25 protein-coding genes are annotated in these 25084 nt (G+C 59.1%); 10 read left to right on the plus strand and 15 right to left on the minus strand.

Translation table 11 applies throughout. The annotated features are described in order from the left end of the window. Positions 1–47: 47 nt before the first annotated feature. The 6 genes from msrQ to ACW9IR_RS19370 form a co-directional block, all read right to left on the minus strand. Positions 48–671 (minus strand): protein-methionine-sulfoxide reductase heme-binding subunit MsrQ, encoded by a 624-nt coding sequence (gene msrQ / locus ACW9IR_RS19345; RefSeq protein WP_102900485.1) that lies wholly within the window; start codon positions 669–671, stop codon positions 48–50. Beyond that, positions 671–1684: a protein-methionine-sulfoxide reductase catalytic subunit MsrP gene (msrP, locus tag ACW9IR_RS19350; RefSeq protein WP_102900486.1), complete on the minus strand. Its 1014-nt coding sequence runs from the start codon at positions 1682–1684 to the stop codon at positions 671–673. Before msrP ends, msrQ begins: the two co-directional genes overlap by 1 nt. A 63-nt stretch (positions 1685–1747) precedes the next feature. Continuing rightward, positions 1748–2605 (minus strand): CDP-diacylglycerol--serine O-phosphatidyltransferase, encoded by an 858-nt coding sequence (gene pssA, locus ACW9IR_RS19355; RefSeq protein WP_016983477.1) that lies wholly within the window; start codon positions 2603–2605, stop codon positions 1748–1750. Between the two features lie 148 nt (positions 2606–2753). Then, complete coding sequence (gene ilvC, locus ACW9IR_RS19360) at positions 2754–3770, minus strand: ketol-acid reductoisomerase (protein WP_007909969.1); 1017 nt, start codon at positions 3768–3770, stop codon at positions 2754–2756. A gap of 48 nt (positions 3771–3818) precedes the next feature. Beyond that, on the minus strand, positions 3819–4310 hold the full coding sequence (gene ilvN / locus ACW9IR_RS19365) for an acetolactate synthase small subunit (RefSeq protein ID WP_003176102.1): 492 nt from the start codon (positions 4308–4310) through the stop codon (positions 3819–3821). A 2-nt stretch (positions 4311–4312) separates the two neighbouring features. Further along, positions 4313–6037: an acetolactate synthase 3 large subunit gene (locus ACW9IR_RS19370; RefSeq protein ID WP_034153917.1), complete on the minus strand. Its 1725-nt coding sequence runs from the start codon at positions 6035–6037 to the stop codon at positions 4313–4315. Positions 6038–6436: 399 nt separating this feature from the next. Here ACW9IR_RS19370 and ACW9IR_RS19375 point away from each other — a divergent pair, with 399 nt between their 5' ends. Then, the gene (locus ACW9IR_RS19375) at positions 6437–6853 is read left to right on the plus strand and encodes a DUF4124 domain-containing protein (RefSeq protein WP_102900487.1); all 417 of its coding nucleotides are present in this window, start codon (positions 6437–6439) and stop codon (positions 6851–6853) included. A gap of 105 nt (positions 6854–6958) precedes the next feature. Here ACW9IR_RS19375 and ACW9IR_RS19380 read toward each other — a convergent pair whose 3' ends face one another. The 3 genes from ACW9IR_RS19380 to mrcB are packed head-to-tail and all read right to left on the minus strand — an operon-like array spanning position 6959 to position 10384. Then, entirely contained in the window at positions 6959–7294 is a 336-nt protein-coding gene (locus ACW9IR_RS19380) for a YqcC family protein (protein WP_102900488.1), read from the minus strand. Beyond that, a complete protein-coding gene (locus tag ACW9IR_RS19385; RefSeq protein WP_102900489.1) occupies positions 7294–8043 on the minus strand; it encodes a tetratricopeptide repeat protein in 750 nt (249 codons plus the stop codon). The genes ACW9IR_RS19380 and ACW9IR_RS19385 overlap by 1 nt, the downstream gene beginning before the upstream one ends. Positions 8044–8059: 16 nt before the next feature. Beyond that, on the minus strand, positions 8060–10384 hold the full coding sequence (gene mrcB, locus ACW9IR_RS19390; protein ID WP_150794056.1) for a penicillin-binding protein 1B: 2325 nt from the start codon (positions 10382–10384) through the stop codon (positions 8060–8062). A 118-nt stretch (positions 10385–10502) separates the two neighbouring features. On the opposite strand from mrcB, the gene ACW9IR_RS19395 reads away from it, so the two are divergent. The 4 genes from ACW9IR_RS19395 to ACW9IR_RS19410 all read left to right on the plus strand — a co-directional run bounded on the left by ACW9IR_RS19395 (position 10503) and on the right by ACW9IR_RS19410 (position 13864). Beyond that, positions 10503–12059: a bifunctional aminoglycoside phosphotransferase/ATP-binding protein gene (locus ACW9IR_RS19395; protein ID WP_457464698.1), complete on the plus strand. Its 1557-nt coding sequence runs from the start codon at positions 10503–10505 to the stop codon at positions 12057–12059. A 90-nt stretch (positions 12060–12149) separates the two neighbouring features. Beyond that, positions 12150–12494, plus strand: coding sequence for a pentapeptide repeat-containing protein (locus ACW9IR_RS19400; RefSeq protein WP_095121810.1), 345 nt, complete (start codon positions 12150–12152; stop codon positions 12492–12494). A 286-nt stretch (positions 12495–12780) separates the two neighbouring features. Then, positions 12781–13053: a TfoX/Sxy family protein gene (locus ACW9IR_RS19405; protein ID WP_003228231.1), complete on the plus strand. Its 273-nt coding sequence runs from the start codon at positions 12781–12783 to the stop codon at positions 13051–13053. Between the two features lie 16 nt (positions 13054–13069). Next, positions 13070–13864 carry a Crp/Fnr family transcriptional regulator gene (locus ACW9IR_RS19410; RefSeq protein ID WP_102900493.1) on the plus strand — a complete coding sequence of 265 codons (795 nt, stop codon included), beginning with the start codon at positions 13070–13072 and terminating at the stop codon, positions 13862–13864. Between the two features lie 232 nt (positions 13865–14096). Here ACW9IR_RS19410 and ACW9IR_RS19415 read toward each other — a convergent pair whose 3' ends face one another. From ACW9IR_RS19415 to ACW9IR_RS19430, 4 genes are read right to left on the minus strand one after another with little or no spacing between them, the layout of a single operon-like run. Then, positions 14097–14948 carry a ChaN family lipoprotein gene (locus ACW9IR_RS19415; protein ID WP_457464701.1) on the minus strand — a complete coding sequence of 284 codons (852 nt, stop codon included), beginning with the start codon at positions 14946–14948 and terminating at the stop codon, positions 14097–14099. 21 nt (positions 14949–14969) lie between these two features. Next, positions 14970–15734: a heme ABC transporter ATP-binding protein gene (locus tag ACW9IR_RS19420; RefSeq protein ID WP_457464719.1), complete on the minus strand. Its 765-nt coding sequence runs from the start codon at positions 15732–15734 to the stop codon at positions 14970–14972. Between the two features lie 2 nt (positions 15735–15736). Continuing rightward, complete coding sequence (locus tag ACW9IR_RS19425) at positions 15737–16720, minus strand: FecCD family ABC transporter permease (RefSeq protein WP_457464721.1); 984 nt, start codon at positions 16718–16720, stop codon at positions 15737–15739. Between the two features lie 50 nt (positions 16721–16770). Beyond that, positions 16771–17643, minus strand: a complete 873-nt coding sequence (locus tag ACW9IR_RS19430; RefSeq protein WP_457464703.1) for a heme/hemin ABC transporter substrate-binding protein — start codon at positions 17641–17643, stop codon at positions 16771–16773. A 165-nt stretch (positions 17644–17808) separates the two neighbouring features. On the opposite strand from ACW9IR_RS19430, the gene ACW9IR_RS19435 reads away from it, so the two are divergent. Further along, a complete protein-coding gene (locus ACW9IR_RS19435; RefSeq protein ID WP_457464705.1) occupies positions 17809–18126 on the plus strand; it encodes a Rieske (2Fe-2S) protein in 318 nt (105 codons plus the stop codon). Here the strand turns inward: ACW9IR_RS19435 and sfsA are convergent. Next, complete coding sequence (gene sfsA / locus ACW9IR_RS19440; RefSeq protein WP_457464707.1) at positions 18123–18836, minus strand: DNA/RNA nuclease SfsA; 714 nt, start codon at positions 18834–18836, stop codon at positions 18123–18125. The genes ACW9IR_RS19435 and sfsA overlap by 4 nt on opposite strands. Next, positions 18836–20008, minus strand: coding sequence for a pyridoxal phosphate-dependent aminotransferase (locus tag ACW9IR_RS19445; protein WP_457464709.1), 1173 nt, complete (start codon positions 20006–20008; stop codon positions 18836–18838). The genes sfsA and ACW9IR_RS19445 overlap by 1 nt, the downstream gene beginning before the upstream one ends. A 334-nt stretch (positions 20009–20342) precedes the next feature. Between ACW9IR_RS19445 and dksA the strand changes: the two genes are divergently transcribed. The 4 genes from dksA (at position 20343) to ACW9IR_RS19465 (ending at position 25072) form a co-directional block, all read left to right on the plus strand. Then, a complete protein-coding gene (gene dksA, locus ACW9IR_RS19450) occupies positions 20343–20786 on the plus strand; it encodes an RNA polymerase-binding protein DksA (RefSeq protein ID WP_064118688.1) in 444 nt (147 codons plus the stop codon). Positions 20787–20983: 197 nt separating this feature from the next. Continuing rightward, entirely contained in the window at positions 20984–21880 is an 897-nt protein-coding gene (gene gluQRS, locus ACW9IR_RS19455) for a tRNA glutamyl-Q(34) synthetase GluQRS (protein ID WP_457464712.1), read from the plus strand. Between the two features lie 77 nt (positions 21881–21957). Then, positions 21958–22134: a hypothetical protein gene (locus tag ACW9IR_RS19460; RefSeq protein WP_003176118.1), complete on the plus strand. Its 177-nt coding sequence runs from the start codon at positions 21958–21960 to the stop codon at positions 22132–22134. Continuing rightward, positions 22118–25072: a sensor histidine kinase gene (locus tag ACW9IR_RS19465; RefSeq protein ID WP_026000477.1), complete on the plus strand. Its 2955-nt coding sequence runs from the start codon at positions 22118–22120 to the stop codon at positions 25070–25072. The genes ACW9IR_RS19460 and ACW9IR_RS19465 overlap by 17 nt, the downstream gene beginning before the upstream one ends. Positions 25073–25084: the final 12 nt, after the last annotated feature.

The following is a 25084-nucleotide window of genomic DNA, read 5'->3' on the forward strand; positions in this document are numbered from 1 at the left end:
GCCGGAAGTGGGGCGAATTATAGACACTCTGAACCTGCCGTCAACCGTTAATTTCGCTTTTCTTGCAAAACCTGCTTTTTAGCCAGCAAACGCGGGATTCGACGCATCACTGACGGAATACGCAGCACCAGAAGGACTACACCTATAAAGGCATAGATCGCCCACTCCTCGAGATCAGCACGCACGATCCACAGCATATGCAGCAAACCCAGGCCCAGAATCACGTAGACCAGACGATGCAACTTCTTCCAGCGCGAGCCCAAACGACGCTGACTGTAGCGATTCGACGTCACCGCCAGCGCCAACAATCCGAGAAAGCCCAACGCCCCCACTATTATGTACGGGCGCTTGCGCAACTCGACCGCCAGCTGCGACCAATCGAAACCCAGAATAAACGCCATATAGCTGCACAGATGCAAAACCACATAGGCGAAACACCAAAGCCCCAATTGCCGGCGAACAGCAATCCACCCTGCCCAACCGGTTACTTTCTGCATAGGCGTCATGCTCAGGGTAATCAGCAACAACACCAACGTGCCCAGCCCCAAGCGATCGACCAACACCTTGCCGGGATCAGGCCCGAGTAAATCCTCAAGCGCTTGATACAACCACAGCATCGGCCAGATCGCTGCCGCAATGAAAACGCCTATACGCCAGAACGGAAATCGCATCAGTAGTTCTTCCGCAGATCGAGCCCTGTATATAAAGAAGCGACTTCATCCGAGTAGCCGTTGAACATCTGCGTATCCCGCACATTTGGCTTGAACAGACTGTTTGGCAAGCGCCGCTCCCGCGCCTGGGTCCAGCGAGGATGATCAACCGTCGGGTTCACGTTCGCGTAGAAGCCGTATTCATCCGCCGCAATGCTTTGCCAAGTCGTCTTCGGCTGCTCGCTGACCAGGCTGATACGGACGATGGATTTAACGCTCTTGAAACCATACTTCCACGGCACCACCAAGCGTAGAGGCGCGCCGTTCTGATTCGGCAGCTCACGGCCATACATGCCCACCGCCAAAATCGCCAACGGATTCATCGCCTCATCCAGTCGCAAGCCTTCTACATAAGGCCAGTCGATCAAAGCGAAACCGGAGCGTTGACCGGGCATACTCTTGGGATCTTGCAGGGTCTCAAAGCGGATATATTTGGCATTGGATGTCGGTTCGACCTGCTTGAGCAGGGCCGAGATCGGAAAGCCAATCCACGGAATAACCATCGACCACGCCTCGACACAGCGCAAACGATAGATACGCTCTTCCAACTGGTAAGGCTTCATGAAGTCTTCCAGCGCATACCGCCCCGGCTTACCCACCTCCCCGTCTACCACCACACTCCACGGTTCGGTTTTCAGCGAACCGGCATTCGCCGCCGGATCACCCTTGTCGGTTCCGAACTCATAGAAGTTGTTGTAATGGGTGGCGTCTTTATAAGGCGTGATCGCCTCATCCTTAACGTTGACCGCCCCCCATTTAGTAGAGGACAGCTTCTCGCTAAACCAGGCAGGCGCCTTGCCCGGTTCGACATCGGCATACCGCGCAGCATCGTCGGCATTGGCCCAGCGCGGCAGGCTGCTGACGGCGATACCGGCAGCAGTTGCCCCCAATAATTGGCGGCGAGAGAGATAAATGGCTTCCGGCGTGACATCCGACTCATGGCAGTCGGACGCTTTGGGGACTTTGATCAACATGGCAACTCCGCAGCTTTGGAGGACAGATGCACCCATAGACTGCGGAGTATGCGGGAAATTACATCACTCGGCTTTTTTGTGCCGACGAAGATGCAACAGGTACTGCACCGGGCCAGAAGCGGCGTAGGCGAGGAACACCAGCAGCAGAATGCGCGGTGGATCGCTGAACACCACGGCGAACACCAGCACCACAGCAAGGATCGCCACGAACGGCACGCGACCCTTCAGGTCCAGCTCCTTAAAGCTGTTGTACTTGATGTTGCTGACCATCAGCATGCCGGCCGCCGCAACCATCAGCGCGACCAGGAACGACATCTTCGAACCCTGAATGCCGTAATCGCTGAACGCCCAGACAATCCCCGCGACCACACCGGCCGCTGCCGGGCTGGCCAGACCGATGAAATAGCGCTTGTCAGCCGTACCCACCTGAGTATTGAAGCGCGCCAGACGCAACGCCGCGCCCGCTACATAGATGAAGGCGACCATCCATCCAACCTTGCCCATGTCGCCCAGTGCCCAGCCAAATGCGAGCAGCGCCGGCGCAACACCGAACGCAACCATGTCCGACAGCGAGTCATACTCGGCACCGAAGGCACTTTGCGTATTGGTCATGCGCGCCACGCGACCGTCGAGGCCGTCGAGCACCATGGCGACGAATATCGCGATCGCGGCGAACGCGAAATACTTGCTCGCATTCGCCGAGTCGCCAGCGCTTAGAGCAGCCTGCGCGCTCATCGAGTTGATGATGGAATAAAACCCTGCGAACAGGTTCGCAGTGGTGAACAGATTCGGCAGCAGATAGATACCACGATGCCGGACTTTACGACCTTCTGCGTCGTGCCCTTCTTCGATGTGTTCATCGATGGGCAGCAGGCTTTCGGCGTCAGAAGCCTTGTTCGGCTCTTCGGGACGTTCGCTCATGGACATTACCTTGCAACGGTTTGAAGAAAATACGACAGATGCTTGAGGACGACAGTTCGGCCACAAACGCTGCAGCTTTATACCAGAACCACCGCCTCAAACGAAAAAACGCGGCCGAGGCCGCGTTTTTCGTACAAGGAACGACGACTTAGTTTTTGGCTTTGTCGACGATCTTGTTGGCACCGATCCACGGCATCATGGAGCGCAGTTGCTCGCCGATGACTTCGATACCGTGAGCGGCGTTGTTACGACGCTTGGCGGTCATCGAAGGGTAGCCGGTTGCGCCTTCGCTGATGAACATTTTGGCGTATTCACCGTCCTGAATACGTTTCAGGGCGTTGCGCATAGCCTGACGGGATTCGGCGTTGATCACTTCCGGACCAGTCACGTACTCGCCGTATTCAGCGTTGTTGGAGATCGAGTAGTTCATGTTGGCGATACCGCCTTCGTACATGAGGTCAACGATCAGTTTCAGTTCGTGCAGGCATTCGAAGTAGGCCATTTCCGGCGCGTAGCCAGCTTCAACCAGAGTTTCGAAACCGGCTTTAACCAGTTCAACGGTACCGCCGCACAGAACGGCTTGTTCGCCGAACAGGTCGGTTTCGGTCTCGTCCTTGAAGGTGGTTTCGATGATGCCGGTGCGACCGCCACCAACGCCAGCAGCGTAGGACAGTGCAACGTTTTTGGCGTTGCCCGAGGCGTCCTGATAGATCGCGATCAGGTCAGGGATACCGCCGCCCTTCACGAACTCGGAACGTACGGTATGGCCCGGGGCTTTCGGCGCGATCATGATCACGTCGAGGTCGGCACGCGGCACAACCTGGTTGTAGTGGATCGCGAAGCCGTGGGAGAAGGCCAGGGTGGCGCCTTTCTTGATGTTCGGCTCGATTTCGTTTTTGTACAGGGAGGACTGGAACTCGTCAGGGGTCAGGATCATGACCAGGTCGGCAGCCGCAACAGCGGAAGCAACGTCGGTCACTTTCAGGCCGTGAGCTTCAGCTTTGGCAACGGTGGCCGAACCTTTACGCAGACCAACGGTAACGTCGACACCGGAATCTTTCAGGTTGCACGCTTGGGCGTGGCCCTGGGAACCGTAACCGATGATGGCAACTTTCTTGCCCTGGATGATCGACAGGTCGCAGTCTTTATCGTAGAAAACTTTCATGAATTTCCCCTTTATATCCAGGCCGTTCAGGCCATTCGCTAATTTGGTTTAGATGCTGAGTACTTTGTCGCCGCGGGCAATGCCGGTCACGCCGCTACGGACGGTTTCCAGAATCGATGCGGTGCCGATGGACTGAATGAAGCTGTCGAGCTTGTCGCTGGTACCGGTCAATTGAACGGTATACACGCTGGCACTGACATCGACGATCTGTCCACGGTAAATATCGGTAGTGCGTTTGATCTCGGCGCGCTGGGCGCCAGTGGCCTTGACCTTGACCAGCATCAGTTCTCGCTCGATGTGAGCGCTTTCCGACAGGTCCACCAGCTTGACCACTTCGATCAGCTTGTTCAGGTTTTTGGTGATCTGCTCGATGACTTCATCGTGACCAACGGTGGTCAGCGTCAGACGCGACAAAGTCGGGTCTTCGGTCGGGGCCACGGTCAGGCTTTCGATGTTGTAGTTGCGCTGCGAGAACAGGCCGACTACGCGAGACAAAGCGCCGGGTTCGTTTTCCAGAAGCAAGGAAATAATGTGCCGCATGATTAAGTACGCTCCGTCTTGCTCAGCCACATATCGCGCATCGAGCCGTCTTTGATCTGCATCGGATAGACGTGCTCGCTGGTGTCGACCGAAATATCGATCACGACCAGGCGATCCTTCATGGCGAACGCTTCTGCCATCTTCGACTTCAAATCCTTCGATTCGGTGATGCGTACGCCGACGTGGCCGTAGGCTTCAGCCAGCTTGACGAAGTCAGGCAGCGATTCCATGTAGGAGTGCGAGTGACGGCTGCCGTAGCTCATGTCCTGCCACTGACGAACCATCCCCAGAACACCGTTGTTCAGGATGACGATTTTCACTGGCAAGCCATACTGCAGGCAGGTCGACAGTTCCTGGATGTTCATCTGGATACTGCCTTCACCGGTGACGCAGGCAACATCATCATCCGGGAAGCTCAACTTGATGCCCATGGCCGCCGGGAAACCGAAGCCCATGGTGCCCAGACCGCCGGAGTTGATCCAGCGATTCGGCTTGTTGAACGTGTAGTACTGCGCCGCGAACATCTGATGCTGGCCCACGTCGGAAGTGATGAAGGCATCGCCCTTGGTCACTTCGCAGAGGGTTTCGATCACGGTCTGCGGCTTGATCATGCTGCCGTCGCCCTTTTCGTAAGGGAACAGGCCGCGATCACCGCGCCACTCATCCACCTGCTTCCACCAACTGGCCACGGACTCCTTGTTCGGGGTCTCGCCGATTTCCTTGAGGATCGCGACCATTTCGGTCAGGACGCTCTCGACCGGACCAACGATTGGCACGTCAGCCTTGATGGTCTTGGAAATCGAGGCCGGGTCGATGTCGATGTGGATGATCTTGGCGTTCGGGCAGAACTTCGCCGCGCCGTTGATCACGCGATCGTCGAAACGCGCGCCGACCGCGAGGATCACGTCAGCATGGTGCATCGCCAGGTTGGCGGTGTAGCTGCCATGCATCCCGAGCATGCCGATGAACTGACGATCAGTGCCAGGGAAACCACCCAGGCCCATCAACGTGTTGGTCACTGGCAGGTTGAGCATTTTCGCCAGTTCGGTCAGCGGTGCGGAACCGTTGCCGAGGATGACGCCGCCGCCGGAATACATGACCGGACGTTTGGCCGCCAGGAGCATTTCTGCTGCCTTGCGGATTTGCCCGGAGTGACCGCGAACGGCCGGGCTGTAGGAACGCAGCTTGGCTTTCTTCGGGAAGATGTATTCGAACTTCTCGGCCGGGTTGGTCATGTCTTTCGGGATATCGACCACGACCGGGCCCGGACGACCGGATTGCGCCAGGTAGAAGGCCTTCTTCATGACTTCCGGGATTTCCGAAGCGTGCTTGATCATGAAGCTGTGCTTCACGATCGGCCGGGAGATACCGATCATGTCGGTTTCCTGGAACGCGTCGGTGCCGACCATAGTGCTTGGCACCTGACCGGAAATGATCACCATTGGAATCGAGTCCATATAGGCGGTCGCGATACCGGTAATGGCGTTTGTGGCGCCTGGACCGGACGTCACCAATACCACGCCGGCTTTACCGGTGGCACGGGCATAACCGTCAGCCATATGGGTGGCCGCTTGTTCGTGACGAACCAGGATGTGAGTCACTTCCGGTTCTTTGAACAGGGCATCGTAAACATGCAGGAGAGCACCACCCGGGTACCCGTAGATATATTTGACGCCTTCGTCACGCAAAAAGCGGACGAGCATCTCACCGCCAGATAAAAGCTCCACGTTGTTCACCTCTAAAACGCCAGAATACCGTCCACAAAAAAGGGGCGGGTCTTAATAGGTTTACTTCTCGGCAGAGCATGAGCGACGGTGGTCGCCGACTACGTCAGCACTGACTGAGCAAGTATTGGGATCGTCCCAAGTGTTGCGGGCCTTTCCCACCCAGCGCGAGGTAACGCGTTGCGGGTGTAACAGGTCGGCGCGGATGTGCGCCTCATGATCTACCGAGTGGGTCTGCTTCTGGCAGTCCCTCTACAGCGGACTTTGGATTCTTCTGTTTCGCCCTCTCCAAGTCAAGTCGTCTGTGTGGTTAATTGTGGGTAAGCACATGAGAACGCAAGAAAAAACCTGAAAACCGCTACTCTGTTAGTGTCAATTGCGCATTTTTGCCAAGGAATCAGCATGCGAACGCTCCTCCTCACTCTGCTGATCGGCCTCAGCCCATGGTGCATGGCCGCTCAAATCTACAAATGGGTCGATGCCCAAGGTGTCACGCACTTTGATGCGCAGCCGCCACCGGGTCAGCAGTCGACAACCTTGCAGACGCCCTCCTCGCCCCCGACGAAACCTGCGGCAATGCCGGGCAGCGGTGTGGTTGGCGATCAGAAGGCGATTGATGACAAGGTAAAGAAGCAAGTCGCCGACCAACAGGCACAGCTCAAGCAGTTTTGCGAACAGGCTCGGACGAACCTTGCGCAATTGCAGAACAATCCGCGCTTGCGGGAAGAGGTCGAGGGACAGATGCGACGGCTGGATGATGCGCAGCGGCAGGAGCGCATTGTCGAGGCTCAAAAACAGATAGCCGAGAATTGCCAATAGGCATCTGCAGGACTGTAGGAGCTGTCGAGTGAAACGAGGCTGCGCTCTTTTGACTTCAAAGATCAAAAGATCGCAGCCTGCGGCAGCTCCTACACAGAATCGGTACTAGCGCGAGGCAGTGATCAGCAGATCAAACTCTTTGAGCAGCACCTGAAGCTGACGATCCTTGCCGCCCACGTTGCGCTGGGCAAAGACCATTTCAGCCATTTCCTGAATACCCGAGGCATTCGGCAACGGCAGATCCTGTTCGAGGATCATCTTCATGCGCGGCAGGAAGATCCATTGCAGCCACTGCTCGAAGTCCAGCGTATCGACCGAAAACGGCTCGACACTGCTCAACGCTTCGGCCGACGGCTGAACGTCGTCCCACCAACCCTGAGTGCGCAGTTCACGCTCGATCAGCAACAGCTGATCGGCGATCTTCGGGAAACGAGCATCCATCACAGCGAAACCTTGGCCTTCTGACGGGCCAGCGCGGCGCCGGCGGAATCGCCTTGTTTCTCACGGGACTGGGCGATGATTTCCCACAGGCTGGCTTGCAGGTCCGGACGACCATTAGCCATGGTCAGTGCACGACGAGCAAACTGTTCGGCTTGCGGCGCATCACCTTGAGCCATGCGCACCTGCGCCAGGCGATAAAGCACTTGCGGCTCACGCGGAGCGACACGCTGGGCGCGTTCCAGGCTGGACGAAGCGCCGTTGAGGTCGCCACCGGCCTGCTGCTGTTGAGCCGTCGTCAGCAAGGCAAGTACCGGGCCGTCCAGTTGCTCATCCGCCGACAAGCCACCGCCGCTGCTGGCCGAAGGAATTCCGCTCGGTGTCGAAGGCATGTTGTAAGTGCCCGAATTAATCGGCGCCGATTCAACTGCTGAAGGGTTGTACGGCCCCGGCGTGATGCCACCGGACGCAGGGCCCGGCACGATTGGCGAAGAGCTGATCGGCGTCGATACGGCGGCACCACCGCCGGGCACCATCACCACCACGCCAGTGTCACCTTGCGGAATCGCCTGAGTCTGGCCCTGCGCAGGACGCTTGACCGTCGTTTGACGGAAACCGCCATTGGCCGAAATACGCTCGCTGTTGGACACCGCAGTACCGGAATCAACCACCGGGATCGAACCACGCTGTACGGTAGAGCAGCCGCTGAGCAAAGCCACGGCGGTCACTGCTGGAATCAACCACTTGTTCACTTGAAACCCTCTTTGCTTAATTCATCCAGCCCTTGACCCAATCCATCACCGACTCGCCGGAAGCAGGCGTTTCGCTTGCACAGGCGGCGCCGGGTGGCGGTTCGCTGCCGCGAATATACGGCATCTGCACCGCCCCCGGGCAGTTGGCATCAGAGCCCTGCCCGGTACGCGAATCGACCCATGCCTGCACGACGTTATCCGGTTGCGGCATGTCCAGCGGCAGCGGATCGGCCTTGCGCATGAAACTGGTCCAGACCTGCAGCGCACCGGTCGCACCGGTAAACGGCGTCTTGCCGTTATCGTCGCGCCCCAGCCAGACCACTGCCAGCAAGTCCTGACTGAAACCGGCGAACCAGCTGTCACGGGAATCGTTACTGGTACCGGTCTTGCCCGCCAACGTCAGAGTCTTGGGCAGCACGTTATAAACCGAGCTGCCGGTACCTTCACGCATCACGCGCTGCATGGCGTTCTGGATCAGATAGATGGACGCCGGATCGAAACGCTGTTCGATCTGGAACGGATAACGCTTGAGCGGTTCGCCCTCGGCGGTCAGTACGCTGCGAATACCGCGCATCGGCGTGTTGAAACCACCGTTGGCCAGCGTCTGGTACATGGTCGCTACTTCGATCGGGGTCATGCCGCCAGCGCCGAGCAGCATCGACGGGAATGCCGGAAACTCACGCGTCACGCCCAGACGACCCAGCGTTTTCAAGACATTCGGCACACCGACTTCCAGACCCAGACGCGAGGTCGACAGGTTGTAGGAATGCGCCAGACCTTGATAGAGGAACACGGTGCCGTGGGAGCGGCGGTCATAGTTCTGCGGCTTCCACACTTGCCCGTTCGCGCCTTTGACCGACAACGGATCGTCCGACAGCCAACTAGTCAGGGTGTACTGGCTCGGTTTCTCCAGCGCGGTGAGATAAACCGCTGGTTTGATCAACGAACCGATCGGCCGCACGGCATCCAGTGCGCGGTTGAAACCGGCATAACTGGCCTGACGGCTGCCGATCATCGCCTGGACTTCACCGGTTTCCGGATTGGTCACGACCATCGCCGCTTCCACATCATCGGAGCCTTTACGCCCGGACAGACGTTTAAAGGTGTCGTTGACCGAGGCCTCGGCCTTCATCTGCAGAATCGGGTCGAAACTGGTGAAGATGCGCAGGCCTTCTTCGGTCAAGTCTTCGTCGCGGTAGTCTTCACGCAACTGGCGTTTGACCAGATCGATAAAGCCCGGGAACGAGCTGTCGGCCAGTTTGCCGCGCGTGGTCACACCCAATGGCATTTTCTTCGCTGCTTCGACCTGTTCGGCCGTCGCCACGCCTTGCTGCTCAAGCACGTCGAGCACCAGGTTACGCCGCTCCAGCGCACGCTCCGGGTTGCGACGCGGGTTGTAGTAGGACGGGCCTTTGACCATACCGACCAGCATCGCCACCTGATGCAGTTTCAGCTCGGACAACGGCTGACCGAAGAAGAACTGACTGGCCAGACCAAAACCGTGGACCGCACGTTGACCGTCCTGGCCGACAAAGACTTCATTGAGGTAGGCCTCAAGGATTTCCTTCTTGTCGTAATGCAGTTCCAGCAACATCGCCATCATCGCTTCGGTGAGCTTGCGGGTCAGGCTGCGTTCATTGGTCAGGTAGAAGTTTTTCACCAACTGCTGGGTCAGCGTACTGCCGCCCTGCGTCATCTTGCCGCCCGAGGTGTTGACCCAGACAGCCCGGGCAATCGACTTCGGCGACACGCCCCAGTGGCTATAAAAGTCGCGGTCTTCGACAGCGATCAGGGTTTCGAGCAGATACGGCGGCACCTGATCGAGTTTGATCAGAATGCGGTCTTCGAGATTTTTCGGATAAATGCCGCCGATCATCAGCGGTTCAAGACGCACCACAGACAATTTCGAACCGTTGGTCGCCGACAGCTCAGCGACGTAATCGCCAGAGAAACGCACACGCACCGGCTGCGGTTTCTCCAGGCCTTCATAGAACTGGAAGCCACGGGTATTCAGATCGACGGTATTGCCGCTAACGGCTGCCGCACCGGGGCCATTGCTCACGGCTTCGCGGCGATAGCCGAGGGCATCGAGTTCGGTGAGGAAATCGTCCTTGCTGAGCTTTTGTCCGACGAACAGCTCGAGCGGCCGCGCGTAAACCTTGGCCGGGATGGTCCAGCGCTTGCCGGAGAACTTCTCCTGCACCACGGCATCGAGGTAAACGGCGAAGCCGGCCAGCACCACAAGGCCGACCAGACTGAGTTTAATGGCCCAGCTCAACCATGGGCTAAGGCCCTTGGAGGGTGGTTTTTTCTTGGTACGGGGAGATCGAGTTCGAGTCATGGCGGCGGATTATACGCACTTTATTCATACTCAACAGGAGCGCTCCGAGGTTTGCGTCAGGCTGGCGAGCGGCCATAATGGCGACCTCGAATTTCCCCCAGTCTCTGAAGGATCGCCCGTGAGCCAGTCACTGATCGCTGCCCTGCAAAACCCGGCCCTCTACCCGCACCCCGTTGAAGGGTTCCAGGTCATCGAAACCCATATCTCGTGGGTGATCCTCACCGGTCCCTTCGCTTATAAAGTGAAAAAACCGGTCAACTTCGGCTTTCTCGACTTCACCGGTCTCGACTCGCGCGCACATTTTTGCGCTGAAGAGCTGCGTCTGAACCAGCGTCTGACCGACGATTTGTACCTGGAAGTGTTGCCAGTGACCGGTAGCGTCGAAGCACCGCAACTGGGCGGCGACGGCCCGGCCATCGAATATGTGCTGAAAATGCGCCAGTTCCCGCAGAGCGGTTTGCTCAGCACCCTGCAAGCCAACGGCGAGCTGACCACCCAGCACATCGATGAGATGGCCGAGCAGATTGCCCGCTTCCATCTCACCGCGCCAAAAGTCCCTGCCGAACACGATGCCGGCACCCCGGACAGTGTGATGGCGCCGGTGTCGCAAAACTTCGAGCAGATCCTGCCGTTCCTCAGCGACAAAAACGATCTGCTGCAACTCGAGGCACTGAAAGCCTGGGCCGAAAGCAGCTTCGAGCGTCTCAAGCCACTGTTCGCGCAACGCAAGGCCGAAGGTTTCACCCGTGAGTGCCACGGCGATATCCACCTGGGCAACGCCACGGTCATCGACGGCAAAGTGGTGATCTTCGACTGCATCGAGTTCAACGAACCGTTCCGCTTCACTGACGTCTGGGCCGACACCGGCTTCCTCGCGATGGACCTGGAAGACCGTGGCCTGAAATCCCTGGCGCGCCGCTTCATCAGCCAATACCTGGAGCTGACCGGCGATTACCAAGGCCTGGAAGTGCTGAACTTCTATAAAGCCTACCGCGCACTGGTTCGCGCCAAGGTTGCGCTGTTCAGCATGCCGGCGGACGCGACTCCGGTGCAGCGCGCCACCACCCTGCGCCAGTACCGCAACTACGCCAACCTGGCGGAAAGCTACAGCACCATTCCATCGCGCTTCATGGCGATCACCCACGGCGTCTCCGCTGTCGGCAAGAGCCACGTGGCCATGCGTCTGGTCGAAGCGCTGGGCGCGATTCGTCTGCGTTCCGATGTCGAGCGCAAGCGCCTGTTCGGTGAGCAAGCCGTCGCCAACGACGTGCAAGCCGGTATCTATAGTGCTGACGCCAGCACCGCGACCTACGCGCGTCTGCACGAAATTGCGGAAGTGATCCTGCACGCTGGTTTCCCGGTGGTGATCGATGCCACTTATCTCAAGCGTGAACAGCGCGACAACGCGGCGAAGATCGCCGAAGCCACCGGCACGCCGTTCCTGATCCTCGACTGCAATGCGCCGCAAGCGGTGATCGAGAGCTGGCTGGCGATTCGTCAGGCGGACAAACAGGATCCGTCCGACGCCACACTGGCCGTGATCGAAGCGCAGCAGGCCAATCGTGAAGCGCTGACGCCGGAAGAAATCCTGCGCAGCAAACGCGTACAGACCAATGAATCCGGCACGCTGGACACCGTGGTCGCACAGATCCGTCAGCGCCTGCCAGGCCTGTAAGAAACTATTTCGGCCGTGAAGCCCTCGCTTGCTTCACGGCCGTCAAATAGTGGCACTATACTGGCGTCATAAAACCAACGGTGATATGACATGAGCCAGCCGAAACTTCTCGACACCCCGCTATATGCCTTGCTGCACAAAGATGACATCACAGGTTTCAACAAGGAGCGTCCACAGGACGGCCCGATCAACATGGTCGGCGGCGATTTCCGTGGCCTCGATCTGCGTGAACTGAATGCCGATGGCGTGGATTTCCGGGACGCGTACTTCCGATCCGCCGATTTGCGCGGCATCGATTTCCGTAACGCATCGCTGGAAGGTGCAAGCCTGGCCCATGCGCAGATTTCCGGGGCTTACTTCCCACCGGAGCTGAGTGCCGACGAGATTCTGATGTCGATGAATTTCGGTACGCGGTTGCGTTATCGCACCCGCTGATCACCTCATTATTCCCTGACACAACGTCTTCCCTGTAGGAGTGAGCCTGCTCGCGATAGCGATTTAAAATTCAACACATGTGTGCCTGCCAGTCCGCTATCGCGAGCAGGCTCACTCCTACATTGATTTGTGTTCCCCCCTCCTGATCTGCGTTCGCAGGCCGTTCAAGCGCCCTTTCTTAGAAGCGTTTGCGTTGAATCCGACCAAACAACCACGCTTTTCCTACTGATGGCTACACTCCTGAGAAGCTCGCCCACGCACCATTCGGCCGTCGCAAGGAGGCTTGATGAATGATGAACTGCAACACCTGAAAAATCTTGGCAAGACGTCGGCGCAGTGGCTGCATGCCGTGGGCATCCACAGCGCCTCCGACTTGCGTCGCCTGGGCGCGGTGGACGCCTACCGGGCCGTGCGTACCCGCGGGTTTCGCGCATCGAAGGTGTTGTTGTATGCGATCGAAGGCGCGCTGATGGATGTGCACTGGAACGACATCCCCGCCGAACGCAAGGACGCCCTGAACAAACAGCTTGAAGCCATCTCCTCGCGCCACAAGAACTGAACGGGCATAGACCGTCATGTATTTACTGGGGGAACAATCGACTCACGTCGATGCCTTGATCAACCGTTTGCAGAGCTTGCCCGCGCTGTGGCTGCGCGATCTGTCGCCTTGCGGGCCGGTTCTGCAACTTGAAGCGACGGACGATCTGATACCGCAGTTACCCGCTGATCAGTTGTTTCTGCTCAATGACGGTGTGATCAATGGCTGCATCGGAACCCGGCCACTGTTTTATTGGCAGGAGGGCGATGTGATCGGCCTTCAGCAGGGAGACGGCTGGGCGGATTGCCGCTTATGCAGTGAGGGCACGTTACGTTTGACGCCCTATCGACGTCCGGAAGTCTTCCAGCATTTATTTGCTGACTCTCGTCGGGCAGAACAGTTTCTCGAGTATCTGCTGGGGCAAGTGGCGATCCTTGCCCATGCTGTCGCGGAACTGAAGCCGCGAGAGTTTCGCAGTACTAACGGTTTTAAACGGGTTGAGGCGGGGGAAACACTGATCAACCAGGGTGACGCTGCTGACCATGTGTTTGTGATCATCGATGGGCATGCCGAGGCGTTTGTGGACGGACTTAAGGTGGGAGACGTGGCCAAGGACGAGATTTTCGGGGCCATGGCCGTGTTTACCGGCGAGCTGCGCAATGCCACGGTCATTGCCCGGGAGCCAAGTACGGTGATGCTGATTCCCGGTGAGCAATTCTTGAGCATGACCCGCACCAATCCAAAGATTGCACACAGCCTGATCGAGAGCATGGCGCGACGAATCGGCCAACTGAACAAGCAAGTCACCCAATTGAGCGCAAACAAAAGCTAAGGCCAAGCCCTTTGTTTTCGAGCCATTGCGGCCATTTCCAAGTCTAATTCAAAGAAATGAGAAAACAGTTGTTGACGCGGTAATGAGAATCGCTATGATTATCACAACTGGTCGCGAGATCAGTCGATATTCTGAAAAGCCCTTGGTTCGGACTCTCAGATTATCTCCTCATCAGGCTAATCACGGTTATTTGACCCGGTTTTTACCGGGTCTTTTTTTGCCTGTGGAAAAGTCATTTGCCGAACTGTTTGCGCATCTGCTCGCAGTAATCCTGCTTTGGCGTGACGGACGTGTACCAAACGTAATCGGCCATTGTTGCGGTCACTTCGGCGCCCTGCTCTGCCAGCATCAGCACTGTCGGTGACTCAGTGGCGCGCAAATCCACAACATGCAGCGGCACGCCAACATCCTTGCGCGCATGCCACGCACCGGCCAGCAACAGAGCAGGTTTCGGTGCAGCCAACAAGCGTTCGGCCATCCGCCGATCACGCTGTTGCTGAACGGCGAGCATTGCCGGCATCTGTGATTCGGGCAGCAGGCCACAATGGGAGTCGCTGATCTGTTCTAGCAAAACAGCTTTCACGGATGCTGTATTGCTGCGCTCCCCGTTAAGCACAGGCGGATCGCGATAGAAGGTGCGGATTTCAGCGCTATCCAGATTCGCCGCCAGCAGTGGATACGGCTGAGTCAGCGCGAAGCGGACAATGGGTCCATAGAGATTCCAGTCCCAGCCGTCCTCCCAGGCCAATGCGGCAGGGAAGTCCGCGGGCGGCGTTGCGGCCTGGCGCACTTGATCAACGCGAGGCTGCTGATCCGGCGTGAGCATTTCCAGTAGCAGACTGCCCTGCGGCCGCTGTTCACCGAGCGAGCGCAACAGCCACAATTGCGCGGCGTGATGATCGGCGTTGTCATGCTGCTCACCGATAATCAGCCGCTCAGGCTCAGCCAAGCGCTTCACCAACTGCTGCGCCGTCAGCACTTCACCGCTGCGCAGATCGCGAATCTCGCCATTGATCGGCGGCGGCGCCAAAGCATGCTGACACCCCGCAAGCAACGCCACCGCCAACAGCCACAAGCCACGCATGCCATCACCTCAATGATCCTGTCAGCGGGCGATGATCAACGGATGCCCGCGCTCCGGGTGCGGCTGCACCAGCACTTCGAGACCGAACACAGTCTGGAGCGTGTCCGGACGCAAAACCTGCTGCGGTGTATCCAACGCCACCGGCCGCCCGCCCTCAAGCAGCAGAATGCGGTCACAATAACGCGCCGCCAGATTCAGATCATGCAGGATCACCAACACCGCGGCGCCACGATCGGCAAACTCGCGCACAGCCTGCAGCGTGGTGTGCTGATGCAGCGGATCAAGCATCGAAGTCGGCTCATCCAACAGCAACGTCTGCCCGGCCTGACCCGGCCACAATTGCGCCAGCACCCGCGCCAGATGCACACGCTGACGCTCGCCACCGGACAGCGCCAGATAACTGCGCCCGCTCAAGTGTTCGGCATCCGCCGCCGCCAAAGCCGCCGCGATGATTTCGTCGTCACGCACCCGACCGCTTTGATAAGGCAAGCGGCCCATGCCGACCACTTCTTCAACGCGAAAGGCGAAATCCAGGGTCGACACTTGTGGCAACACCGCCAATCGTTGCGCACGCTGCGGGCCAGACCATTGACTCAATGCCTGCCCGTCGAGCGAAACCTCGCCCGCACTCGCCGCCAACTCACCGCACAAGGCGCCCAGCAAGGTACTTTTGCCCGCACCGTTCGGCCCGAGCACACCAAGCACCTCACCCGGTTCGAGTTGCAGCGTGACATCGCTGAGCACTGCCTTGCGGCCACGCTGGACGTGCAGGTTCTGCGCACGCAACATCAGGCACGCCCTCGCAGCAGCAGATAAAGGAAGAACGGTGCACCGATAAACGCAGTGACAATACCGATCGGCAACTCTGCCGGCGCCAGCGCCAGCCGCGCGACCAGATCAGCCAGCAACAACAGACTCGCCCCGGCCAGCACCGATGCCGGCAGCAGCACTTTGTGATCCGGCCCCGCCAGCAACCGCACCAGATGCGGCACCACCAGCCCGACAAAACCGATCATGCCCGCTGCTGCCACCGCTGCGCCAACACCCAGCGCCGTGCAGAACACCAGTTCACGCTTGAGCCGCTCGACATCAATGCCCAAATGCTCAGCCTCGGATTCCCCGAGCAGCAAGGCATTCAGCGCTTTGGCGCGACGTGGCAACCACAACGCCACGCCGGCGCTGATGATCAGCAATGGCCACAGCCGCGCGTAACTGGCGCCGTTGAGACTGCCGAGGTTCCAGAACGTCAGCGTACGCAGGGTCGCGTCATCCGCCAGATAAGTGAACAGGCCGACCGCCGAACCGGCCAGCGCGGTCAGGGCAATACCCGCAAGCAACATGGTCGCCACATTGGTCTGACCGTTACGGCGACCGAGGCGATAAACCAGCGCCGTCACCCCGAGGCCGCCGAGAAACGCGCAGAGCGACAGCAGATACGGCCCGAACCACTCCGGCAAGCCACCAAAAAACGAGCCACCGACAATCGCAATCGCCGCACCCAGCGCTGCGCCGCTGGAAACCCCCACCAGTCCTGGATCCGCCAGCGGATTACGGAACAAACCCTGCATCGCCACGCCGGACAGCGCCAGCACACCGCCAACCGCCAACCCGAGCAAGGTTCGCGGCAGACGAATCTGCCCGAGGATCAGCTCAGCCTGCTCCAGACCGTCCGGCGCCAGCGGCACGCCGAGCATGCGCAACGCTGCGCGCAACGTATCGAACAGCGGCAGGCTCACCGGCCCCAGCGCCAATGACAGCCAGATCGCCAACAGACATAGAAGCGTCAGGCCAATGAACAAACCACGGGGTTTTACCAATGTGGTCATTGGCCGCTCTTGGCCGGGTAGAAACCGTCAGACAGGGTTTTCAGCGCTGCCGGCAAGCGTGGTCCAAGGCCACCAACCAACAGGGTCGGGTCCAGTTCCAGCACTCGGCCGGCCTTGGCCGCGCGACTTGAATTGAGAATCGGGTTTTCCTTGAACAGCGCCGCTTTCGCCGCGTCTCCGGTCAATGCACGGTCGGCGAATACCAACACTTCAGGATCGAGGCTGGCGAGGGATTCCACGGAAAACGGTTTGTAACCGGTATGCGTCGCCAGGTTATGCCCGCCCGCCTGTTGCAGCAGCCAGTCGGCAGCGGTGTCCTTGCCGGCGATCAATGGCTTGCCACCGGCATGCCCGAGCAACAACAGAACGCCCGGCGCTTTTTGTTTGGACTGCGCATCTGCAACCCGCACGTTCTGCGCATCGAGTTGCTGTTGATAACTTTGCAGTAGCTGCTTTGCCTGGGCTTCTGTGCCGAGCAACTGGCCCAGATGGGTGACGTTTTTCTCCAGTGTCGGCAGATCCGGCTGAGCCGAGAACAACTCCACCTGAACCTTGGCGGCCTTGACCTGTGACAGCACCGGCGGCGGGCCCATTTCTTCGGTGCCGATAAGGATGTCCGGGCGCAGACTGAGAATGCCCTCAGCGGAAAGGCTACGCTGATAACCAATGCTCGGCAGCGCCTTCAACGACTCCGGATGCTGGCTGGTGGTATCAACGCCGACCAGCTTCGACTCGCCGCCCAACGCACTGACCCATTCCGACAGCGCACCGCCGGCGCTGACCCAACGTTGCGGCAAATCGGCCGCTGCAGCCTGATAGCTGACGAACAGTCCGGCACACAGCACAACAACGCGAGTACTCAGGCGCATACACAGCTTCCTTGAAAGACGTTTTTCCCGGGCATCCGGATGACAGGCCAAGTATCCTCGCCCCTGCCAGCCGCCCTGCGGACGAAGGCCGCCATTTGATAATTGTTTGCATTTAAACGTCAAGCTCGGACATATCCAGACACGAGCGGACATTAGAGGATAGCCATGAAGTTTCTCTGCGCGGGCACTGAACTCGCCGAAGCGGCCAGCCGTGGCTTTGAAGTCAACGGGAACAAGCTGTTCGCCGTGCGCCGCAATGGGCAAGCGTACGTCTATCTCAATCGCTGCCCGCACCGGGGCGTTGGTCTTGAATGGCAACCCGACCAGTTTCTCGACCCGAGCAATAGCCTGATCCAGTGCGCCACCCACGGCGCACTGTTTCTGATCGAGGACGGTGAATGCGTCGCCGGGCCTTGCGCCGGGCAGTCACTCAGCGCCATTGCGTGCCGGGAAGACGCGCAAGGCTTGTGGATCGATGTTTAACCGTTGAGCAGCACGTCGAGACGCCGGTCGATGACCATCTCTTCATGGTTCAAGCGAACGCCGTAAGCCAGCACTTCAACACCACACGCCACTGCTTCACGCAGCGCCTCGGCGTAGGCCGAGTCGATCTCCTCGGCCGGTCGCACCGCTTCAATCCCGGTCAGATTGACGCAATACAACTGCACCGCCCGGATCCCGTCCCGCGCCAGATGTGCCAACTCCCGCAGATGCTTGGCACCACGCTGGGTCACGGCATCGGGAAACGCTGCCACCGCTGTGCCGTCGAAGCCCAGAGTGACGCTTTTCACTTCCACATACGCCGGGCCGCTTGGGTATTCGAGGCGAAAATCGATGCGGCTTTTTTCCTGCCCGTAGGCCACTTCGCGCTTCAACGCGGTAAAGCCGTTCAACTCAGTGATCACGCCAGCCTGTAACGCCTCTTCAACCAAACCGTTGGCCCGGGCGGTATTCACGCAAAACAAGCGGCCCTGCGGGGTTCCACCGATTTCCCAAGTGCCTGGTAATTTGCGTTTCGGGTCATTGGAGCGGCTGAACCAGACCTGTCCGCCCTCGACCTGGCAATTGAGCATCGAACCGGTGTTCGGGCAGTGAATGGTCAGCAACTCGCCGCCAACGGTTTCGATATCGGCGAGAAAACGCTTGTAACGACGGATCAGTCGCGCCTCTTCCAGAGGGGGATAAAAGCGCATCAGCCTTGCCAACTCTTCAAACCACGAGCGATTCGCTCCACCGCTTCCTGTAGGCGAGGGAGGTTTTGCGTGTAGGCAAAACGCACATGGTGACTGGCCTGATGACGACCGAAGTCCAGACCCGGCGTGAAGGCAACGTGCTCGGTTTCGAGGAAATGTCGGCAGAACGCGAAGGCATCGCCGCCGAACTGGCTGATATCGGCGTACAAATAGAACGCGCCCTCAGGCTCCACGGCGATGTTGAAACCCAATTCGCGTAACGCCGGCAAAAGGAAATCACGACGACGGCCAAATTCGGCGCGGCGCTCTTCCAGAATCAAGAGGGTGTCCGGCTCGAAGCAGGCCAACGCCGCGTACTGCGCCATGCTCGGCGCGCTGATGTAAAGGTTCTGCGCCAGCTTCTCCAACTCGCTGACCGCCGCATCCGGTGCCACCAGCCAACCCAGGCGCCACCCGGTCATGCCGAAATACTTGGAGAAACTGTTCAAGACAAAAGCGTTGTCATCGACTTCCAGAACGCTGGCGGCATCGGTGCCGTAGGTCAGACCGTGATAGATCTCATCCACCACCAGATGCCCGTGTTTCGCCTTGATGGCTGTGGATAACCCGGCCAGTTCGTCGCGGGTCAGGATCGTGCCGGTCGGATTGGCTGGCGAAGCGACCAGTGCGCCGACGCTGTCGTGATCCCAATGCCGCTCGACCAGATCAGGAGTCAGTTGATAACGCACGTCCGGCCCCACCGGCACCAGCTGCGCCGCGCCTTCGACCAAACGCAGGAAGTGCCGGTTGCACGGGTAACCCGGATCCGCCAACAACCAGTGTTTACCCGGATCGACCAGCAACGCACTGGCCAGCAACAGCGCACCGGAACCGCCCGGCGTGATCAAAATCCGGCGCGGATCAATGTTCAAGCCATAACGCGATTGATAAAACCCGGAAATTGCCTCGCGCAGTTCCGGAATCCCACGGGCAGCGGTGTAACGGGTCTTGCCCGCCGTCAGCGCCGCCTGCCCGGCACGAATGATCGGTTCAGCGGTAGTGAAGTCTGGCTCGCCGATCTCCAGATGGATCACGTCGTGGCCTTCAGCCTGCAATTCATTGGCCCGCGCCAGCAGCGCCATCACATGGAACGGTTCGATCGCACGACTGCGCGCACTGTAGGGCTGAGCCATTGGTTTTCCTTCGGCAGGGAAAAAGAGACGATTCTACCCATCTGCCGGAACGAGCGAGAACCCGCAGCGGTCACAGCCTCAAGAACGCTGGACTGTAACGATATGAGCGTACGCTCCAGGATTGACTAAAATCAGTGATTGAACAGGTCTTCAACACCACCAGACACGGCTTGCCAAACATTTGCAAGCGCCACCCGCCGGGGCCTCGACATCCGGGAGTAGCGCAGGCCGATTTGATCTGGTAAGTTCGCCCGCTTGCAGCCGCAGGGCCGGCAGGTGTCGGTGATGGAGCAATCCTGCGCAATGGATTACAAGAGTAGAGGCGGTCCATTTCATGCCCACCCAAGCAAAGCAACAGCAGCAAACGACGATCAGCGGTTTCGAACCTTACGTTCCGAAAGCCGGTGAAGAGTACATGGGCGCTCCGATGCGCGCGCACTTCACCAAGATCCTGAACAAGTGGAAACAGGACTTGATGCAGGAAGTCGACCGTACTGTTGATCATATGAAGGACGAAGCGGCCAACTTCCCTGACCCGGCCGATCGTGCCAGTCAGGAAGAAGAATTCGCCCTCGAGCTGCGCGCCCGCGACCGCGAGCGCAAGTTGATCAAGAAGATCGACAAGACGCTGGAGCTGATTCAGGACGAAGAATACGGCTGGTGCGAGTCCTGCGGCATCGAGATCGGCGTCAAGCGCCTCGAAGCCCGTCCTACTGCGGATCTGTGCATCGACTGCAAGACCCTGGCGGAAATCAAGGAAAAGCAGGTCGGCAAGTAATCTCGACCTGAACGAAAAACGGAGCGTGCGAACGCTCCGTTTTTGTTTCTGCCTTTTGCCTTATATCCCCTGTGGGAGCGAGCTTGCTCGCGAAAGGGCCATATGCCTCAACATTCATGTAGCAGACACACCGCCTTCGCGAGCAAGCTCGCTCCCACAGGTGTTGTGTACACGCTCTGAAAAAGTACTGTCGCCCCATGACTGCCAAAACATCCCCCGCCTACATCGGCCGCTTCGCCCCAACCCCGAGTGGCCACCTGCACTTCGGTTCGCTGGTCGCTGCCCTCGCCTCCTACCTCGACGCCCGTTCGGTCGGCGGTCGCTGGCTGGTGCGCATGGAAGATCTCGATCCGCCCCGCGAAGAGCCTGGCGCACAAGCGGCGATCCTCAAGGCGCTGGAAAGTTACGGCTTCGAATGGGACGGCGACATGGTGCGGCAGAGCGATCGGCACGCTGCTTACGCCGAAGTGCTCTACAGCCTGTTCAATCACGGTCTGGCCTATGCCTGCACTTGCTCGCGCAAACAACTGGAGCCGTATAACGGGATTTATCCTGGCCTGTGCCGCAATGCCGGCCACGATCAACAGGACGCGGCAATCCGCCTGCGCGTACCCGAACTGGAATACCACTTCATCGACCGCGTACAGGGCGAATACCGCCAGCATCTGGGCCGCGACGTCGGCGATTTCGTGATCCGTCGCCGCGACGGCCTCTACGCCTACCAACTGGCCGTGGTGCTCGACGATGCCTGGCAAGGCATCACCGACATCGTGCGTGGCGCCGACCTGCTCGACTCGACCCCGCGCCAACTCTATCTGCAAGAATTGCTGGGCTTGCGTCAACCACGCTACCTGCACCTGCCGCTGATCATCCAGCCGGACGGCAACAAGCTCGGCAAGTCCTACCGCTCGCCGCCACTGGAGGCCGATCAAGCCACGCCATTGTTACTGCGGGCCCTGCGCGCATTGGGGCAAAACCCCGGCGCCGAACTGGCTCACGCCTCGCCGCAAGAGTTACTCAAGTGGGGCAGCGCGCACTGGGATGCCACACAGATCCCGCGCACACTGACTCTGCCCGAGGCGCAACTGCTGTGACGACACTTGCAGTCGCGCGCCCATCCGTTACCATCGCCGCACGTTTTCGGGCACGCGCATAAAAAAGAGAGGCCGGGATGTACATCTATCGCTTGGTCCTGCTTTTAGTCGTGGGGATCTACTTGTTTTCCCCCGCCATCATGGATTGGTGGATCGACGCTACGGGCGCCTGGTATCGCCCCTATCTGCTCTGGCTGATCCTGATTGTCGTAACCTTCATCCTGCAGAGCCAAAAAGATGCCGATGAGCTTTAGCCTGACCCAGATGATCCTGGTCAGCGCCGCGTACCTGGCGGTGCTGTTCGGCGTTGCCTGGATCAGCGAACGGGGCATGATCCCGCGCGCGATCATTCGCCACCCGCTGACCTACACCCTGTCACTGGGGGTTTACGCCAGTGCCTGGGCGTTTTACGGCACGGTGGGTCTGGCCTATCAGTATGGCTACGGCTTTCTTTCCAGTTATCTCGGCGTGTCTGGCGCGTTTCTGCTGGCGCCGGTGTTGCTGTATCCGATTCTGAAAATCACCCGTACTTATCAATTGTCGTCACTGGCGGATCTGTTCGCGTTCCGCTTTCGCAGCACCTGGGCCGGCGCGCTGACCACGATTTTCATGCTGATCGGTGTGCTGCCGCTGCTGGCGCTGCAGATTCAAGCGGTGGCCGATTCCATCGGCATCCTCACCGGAGAACCGATTCAGAGCCGCGTGGCGCTGGCGTTCTGCGCACTGATCATTCTGTTTACGATCTTCTTTGGTTCCCGCCATATCGCCACCCGCGAAAAACATGAAGGGCTGGTGTTCGCGATTGCCTTTGAGTCGGTGATCAAACTCGTTGCCCTTGGCGGCGTCGGCCTGTATGCGTTGTACGGCGTGTTCGATGGTCCGCAACAGTTGGAACTGTGGCTGCTGCAAAACCAGACCGCCCTCGCGGCGTTGCATACGCCCTTGCAGGAAGGCCCGTGGCGTACGCTGCTGCTGGTGTTCTTCGCCTCGGCGATCGTGATGCCGCACATGTATCACATGACCTTTACCGAAAACCTCAACCCCCGTTCATTGGTGAGTGCGAGCTGGGGCCTGCCGTTGTTTCTGCTGTTGATGAGCCTGGCGGTACCGTTGATCCTGTGGGCCGGCCTGAAGCTCGGCGCCACCACCGACCCGGAATATTTCACCCTGGGCATCGGCATTGCAGCCAACAGCAAACCGCTGGCATTGCTTGCCTACGTCGGAGGACTGTCGGCGGCCAGCGGCCTGATCATCGTCACCACGCTGGCCCTTTCGGGCATGGCGCTGAACCACTTGGTGCTGCCGCTTTATCAACCACCGGCTGAAGGCAACATCTATCGCTGGTTGAAATGGACCCGCCGGGCGCTGATCGTCGCGATCATCATGGCCGGGTTTTGCTTCTATCTGATGCTCGGTGCCGGACAGGATCTGGCCAACCTCGGCATTGTTGCCTTTGTCGCGACGCTGCAATTCCTGCCGGGTGTGCTCTCGGTGCTGTACTGGCCGACCGCTAACCGTCGCGGCTTCATTGCCGGTTTGCTGGCGGGAATCCTGGTCTGGGTGGTGACGATGCTGCTGCCGTTGGTCGGCAATCTGCAGGGTTTCTACATCCCGTTGCTGAACATGATTTATGTGCTCGACGACACCAGTTGGCACATGGCAGCCATCGCCTCGCTGGCGGCCAACGTCTTGATGTTCACCCTGATCTCGCTGTTCACCAATGCCAGCCCCGAAGAAGCCAGTGCCGCTGAAGCCTGCGCTGTGGATAACGTGCGTCGTCCGCAACGCCGCGAATTGCACGCCGCCTCGCCGCAGGAATTCGCCACGCAACTGGCGAAACCGTTGGGTGCCAAGGCTGCGCAGAAGGAAGTCGAGCAAGCGCTGCGTGACCTCTATCTGCCATTCGACGAACGCCGCCCGTATGCCCTGCGCCGTTTGCGCGATCGCATCGAAGCCAACCTCTCCGGCCTGATGGGCCCGAGCGTGGCGCAGGACATGGTCGAAACCTTCCTGCCGTACAAGGCCGGCGGCGAAAACTATGTGACCGAAGACATCCACTTCATCGAAAGCCGCCTCGAGGATTACCACTCGCGCCTCACAGGTCTGGCTGCCGAACTCGATGCCCTGCGCCGTTACCACCGCCAGACCTTGCAGGAACTGCCGATGGGCGTCTGCTCGCTGGCCAAGGATCAAGAGATCCTGATGTGGAACAAGGCCATGGAAGAACTCACCGGGATCGCCGCGCAGCGTGTGGTCGGTTCGCGCCTGAGTACCATCGGCGAGCCGTGGAAAGGTCTGCTGCAAGGTTTCATCGATCTGCCGGACGAGCATTTGCACAAACAGCATCTGGCCCTCGACGGTCAGACGCGCTGGCTGAACCTGCACAAAGCGGCAATCGACGAGCCGTTGGCACCGGGTAACAGTGGCTTGGTTCTGCTGGTCGAAGATCTGACAGAAACGCAGATGCTCGAAGACAAACTGGTGCACTCCGAACGCCTGGCGAGCATTGGTCGCCTTGCGGCCGGTGTAGCCCACGAAATCGGCAACCCGATCACCGGCATCGCTTGTCTTGCGCAAAACCTGCGCGAAGAACGCGAAGACGACGGCGAACTGACGGAAATCAGCGGGCAGATTCTCGAACAGACCAAACGCGTCTCGCGCATTGTCCAGTCACTGATGAGCTTCGCCCACGCCGGCAGCCATCAGCACAGTGACGAGCCCGTTTGTCTGGCCGAAGTGGCCCAGGATGCGATTGGCCTGCTGGCGCTGAACCGACGCAATTTCGAAGTGCAGTTCTACAACCTGTGCGATCCCGATCACTGGGTCGAAGGCGATCCGCAGCGACTCGCTCAGGTCTTGATCAATTTGCTCTCCAACGCCCGCGACGCCTCGCCGCCGCACAGTGCGGTACGGGTCAAGAGCGAAGCCGGCGAACACACGGTCGATCTGATCGTCGAAGACGAAGGCAGCGGTATTCCGAAGAACATCATGGATAGATTGTTCGAACCCTTCTTCACCACCAAGGATCCTGGCGAAGGCACCGGTCTGGGCCTTGCACTGGTCTATTCCATCGTTGAAGAGCATTATGGACAAATCACCATCGACAGCCCGGCTGATGTACAAAGCCAACGCGGCACCCGTATCCGGGTGACCTTACCGCGTCATGTCGAAGCGACGTCCGCTGTGAACTGAGACCGTCGAGAG

The sequence above is a fragment of the Pseudomonas sp. SDT291_1_S447 genome (assembly GCF_054070155.1).

Coding starts and splice junctions, on each gene's coding strand:
- ACW9IR_RS19430 (WP_457464703.1), bottom strand. CDS start 17,643: ATGCGCCTGAGTACTCGCGTTGTTGTGCTGTGTGCCGGACTGTTCGTC.
- ACW9IR_RS19435 (WP_457464705.1), top strand. CDS start 17,809: ATGAAGTTTCTCTGCGCGGGCACTGAACTCGCCGAAGCGGCCAGCCGT.
- ACW9IR_RS19405 (WP_003228231.1), top strand. CDS start 12,781: ATGAATGATGAACTGCAACACCTGAAAAATCTTGGCAAGACGTCGGCG.
- ACW9IR_RS19445 (WP_457464709.1), bottom strand. CDS start 20,008: ATGGCTCAGCCCTACAGTGCGCGCAGTCGTGCGATCGAACCGTTCCAT.
- sfsA (WP_457464707.1), bottom strand. CDS start 18,836: ATGCGCTTTTATCCCCCTCTGGAAGAGGCGCGACTGATCCGTCGTTAC.
- msrQ (WP_102900485.1), bottom strand. CDS start 671: ATGCGATTTCCGTTCTGGCGTATAGGCGTTTTCATTGCGGCAGCGATC.
- msrP (WP_102900486.1), bottom strand. CDS start 1,684: ATGTTGATCAAAGTCCCCAAAGCGTCCGACTGCCATGAGTCGGATGTC.
- ACW9IR_RS19460 (WP_003176118.1), top strand. CDS start 21,958: ATGTACATCTATCGCTTGGTCCTGCTTTTAGTCGTGGGGATCTACTTG.
- pssA (WP_016983477.1), bottom strand. CDS start 2,605: ATGAGCGAACGTCCCGAAGAGCCGAACAAGGCTTCTGACGCCGAAAGC.
- ilvN (WP_003176102.1), bottom strand. CDS start 4,310: ATGCGGCACATTATTTCCTTGCTTCTGGAAAACGAACCCGGCGCTTTG.
- ilvC (WP_007909969.1), bottom strand. CDS start 3,770: ATGAAAGTTTTCTACGATAAAGACTGCGACCTGTCGATCATCCAGGGC.
- ACW9IR_RS19375 (WP_102900487.1), top strand. CDS start 6,437: ATGCGAACGCTCCTCCTCACTCTGCTGATCGGCCTCAGCCCATGGTGC.
- ACW9IR_RS19465 (WP_026000477.1), top strand. CDS start 22,118: ATGCCGATGAGCTTTAGCCTGACCCAGATGATCCTGGTCAGCGCCGCG.
- gluQRS (WP_457464712.1), top strand. CDS start 20,984: ATGACTGCCAAAACATCCCCCGCCTACATCGGCCGCTTCGCCCCAACC.
- ACW9IR_RS19380 (WP_102900488.1), bottom strand. CDS start 7,294: ATGGATGCTCGTTTCCCGAAGATCGCCGATCAGCTGTTGCTGATCGAG.
- ACW9IR_RS19400 (WP_095121810.1), top strand. CDS start 12,150: ATGAGCCAGCCGAAACTTCTCGACACCCCGCTATATGCCTTGCTGCAC.
- ACW9IR_RS19415 (WP_457464701.1), bottom strand. CDS start 14,948: ATGCGTGGCTTGTGGCTGTTGGCGGTGGCGTTGCTTGCGGGGTGTCAG.
- ACW9IR_RS19410 (WP_102900493.1), top strand. CDS start 13,070: ATGTATTTACTGGGGGAACAATCGACTCACGTCGATGCCTTGATCAAC.
- mrcB (WP_150794056.1), bottom strand. CDS start 10,384: ATGACTCGAACTCGATCTCCCCGTACCAAGAAAAAACCACCCTCCAAG.
- dksA (WP_064118688.1), top strand. CDS start 20,343: ATGCCCACCCAAGCAAAGCAACAGCAGCAAACGACGATCAGCGGTTTC.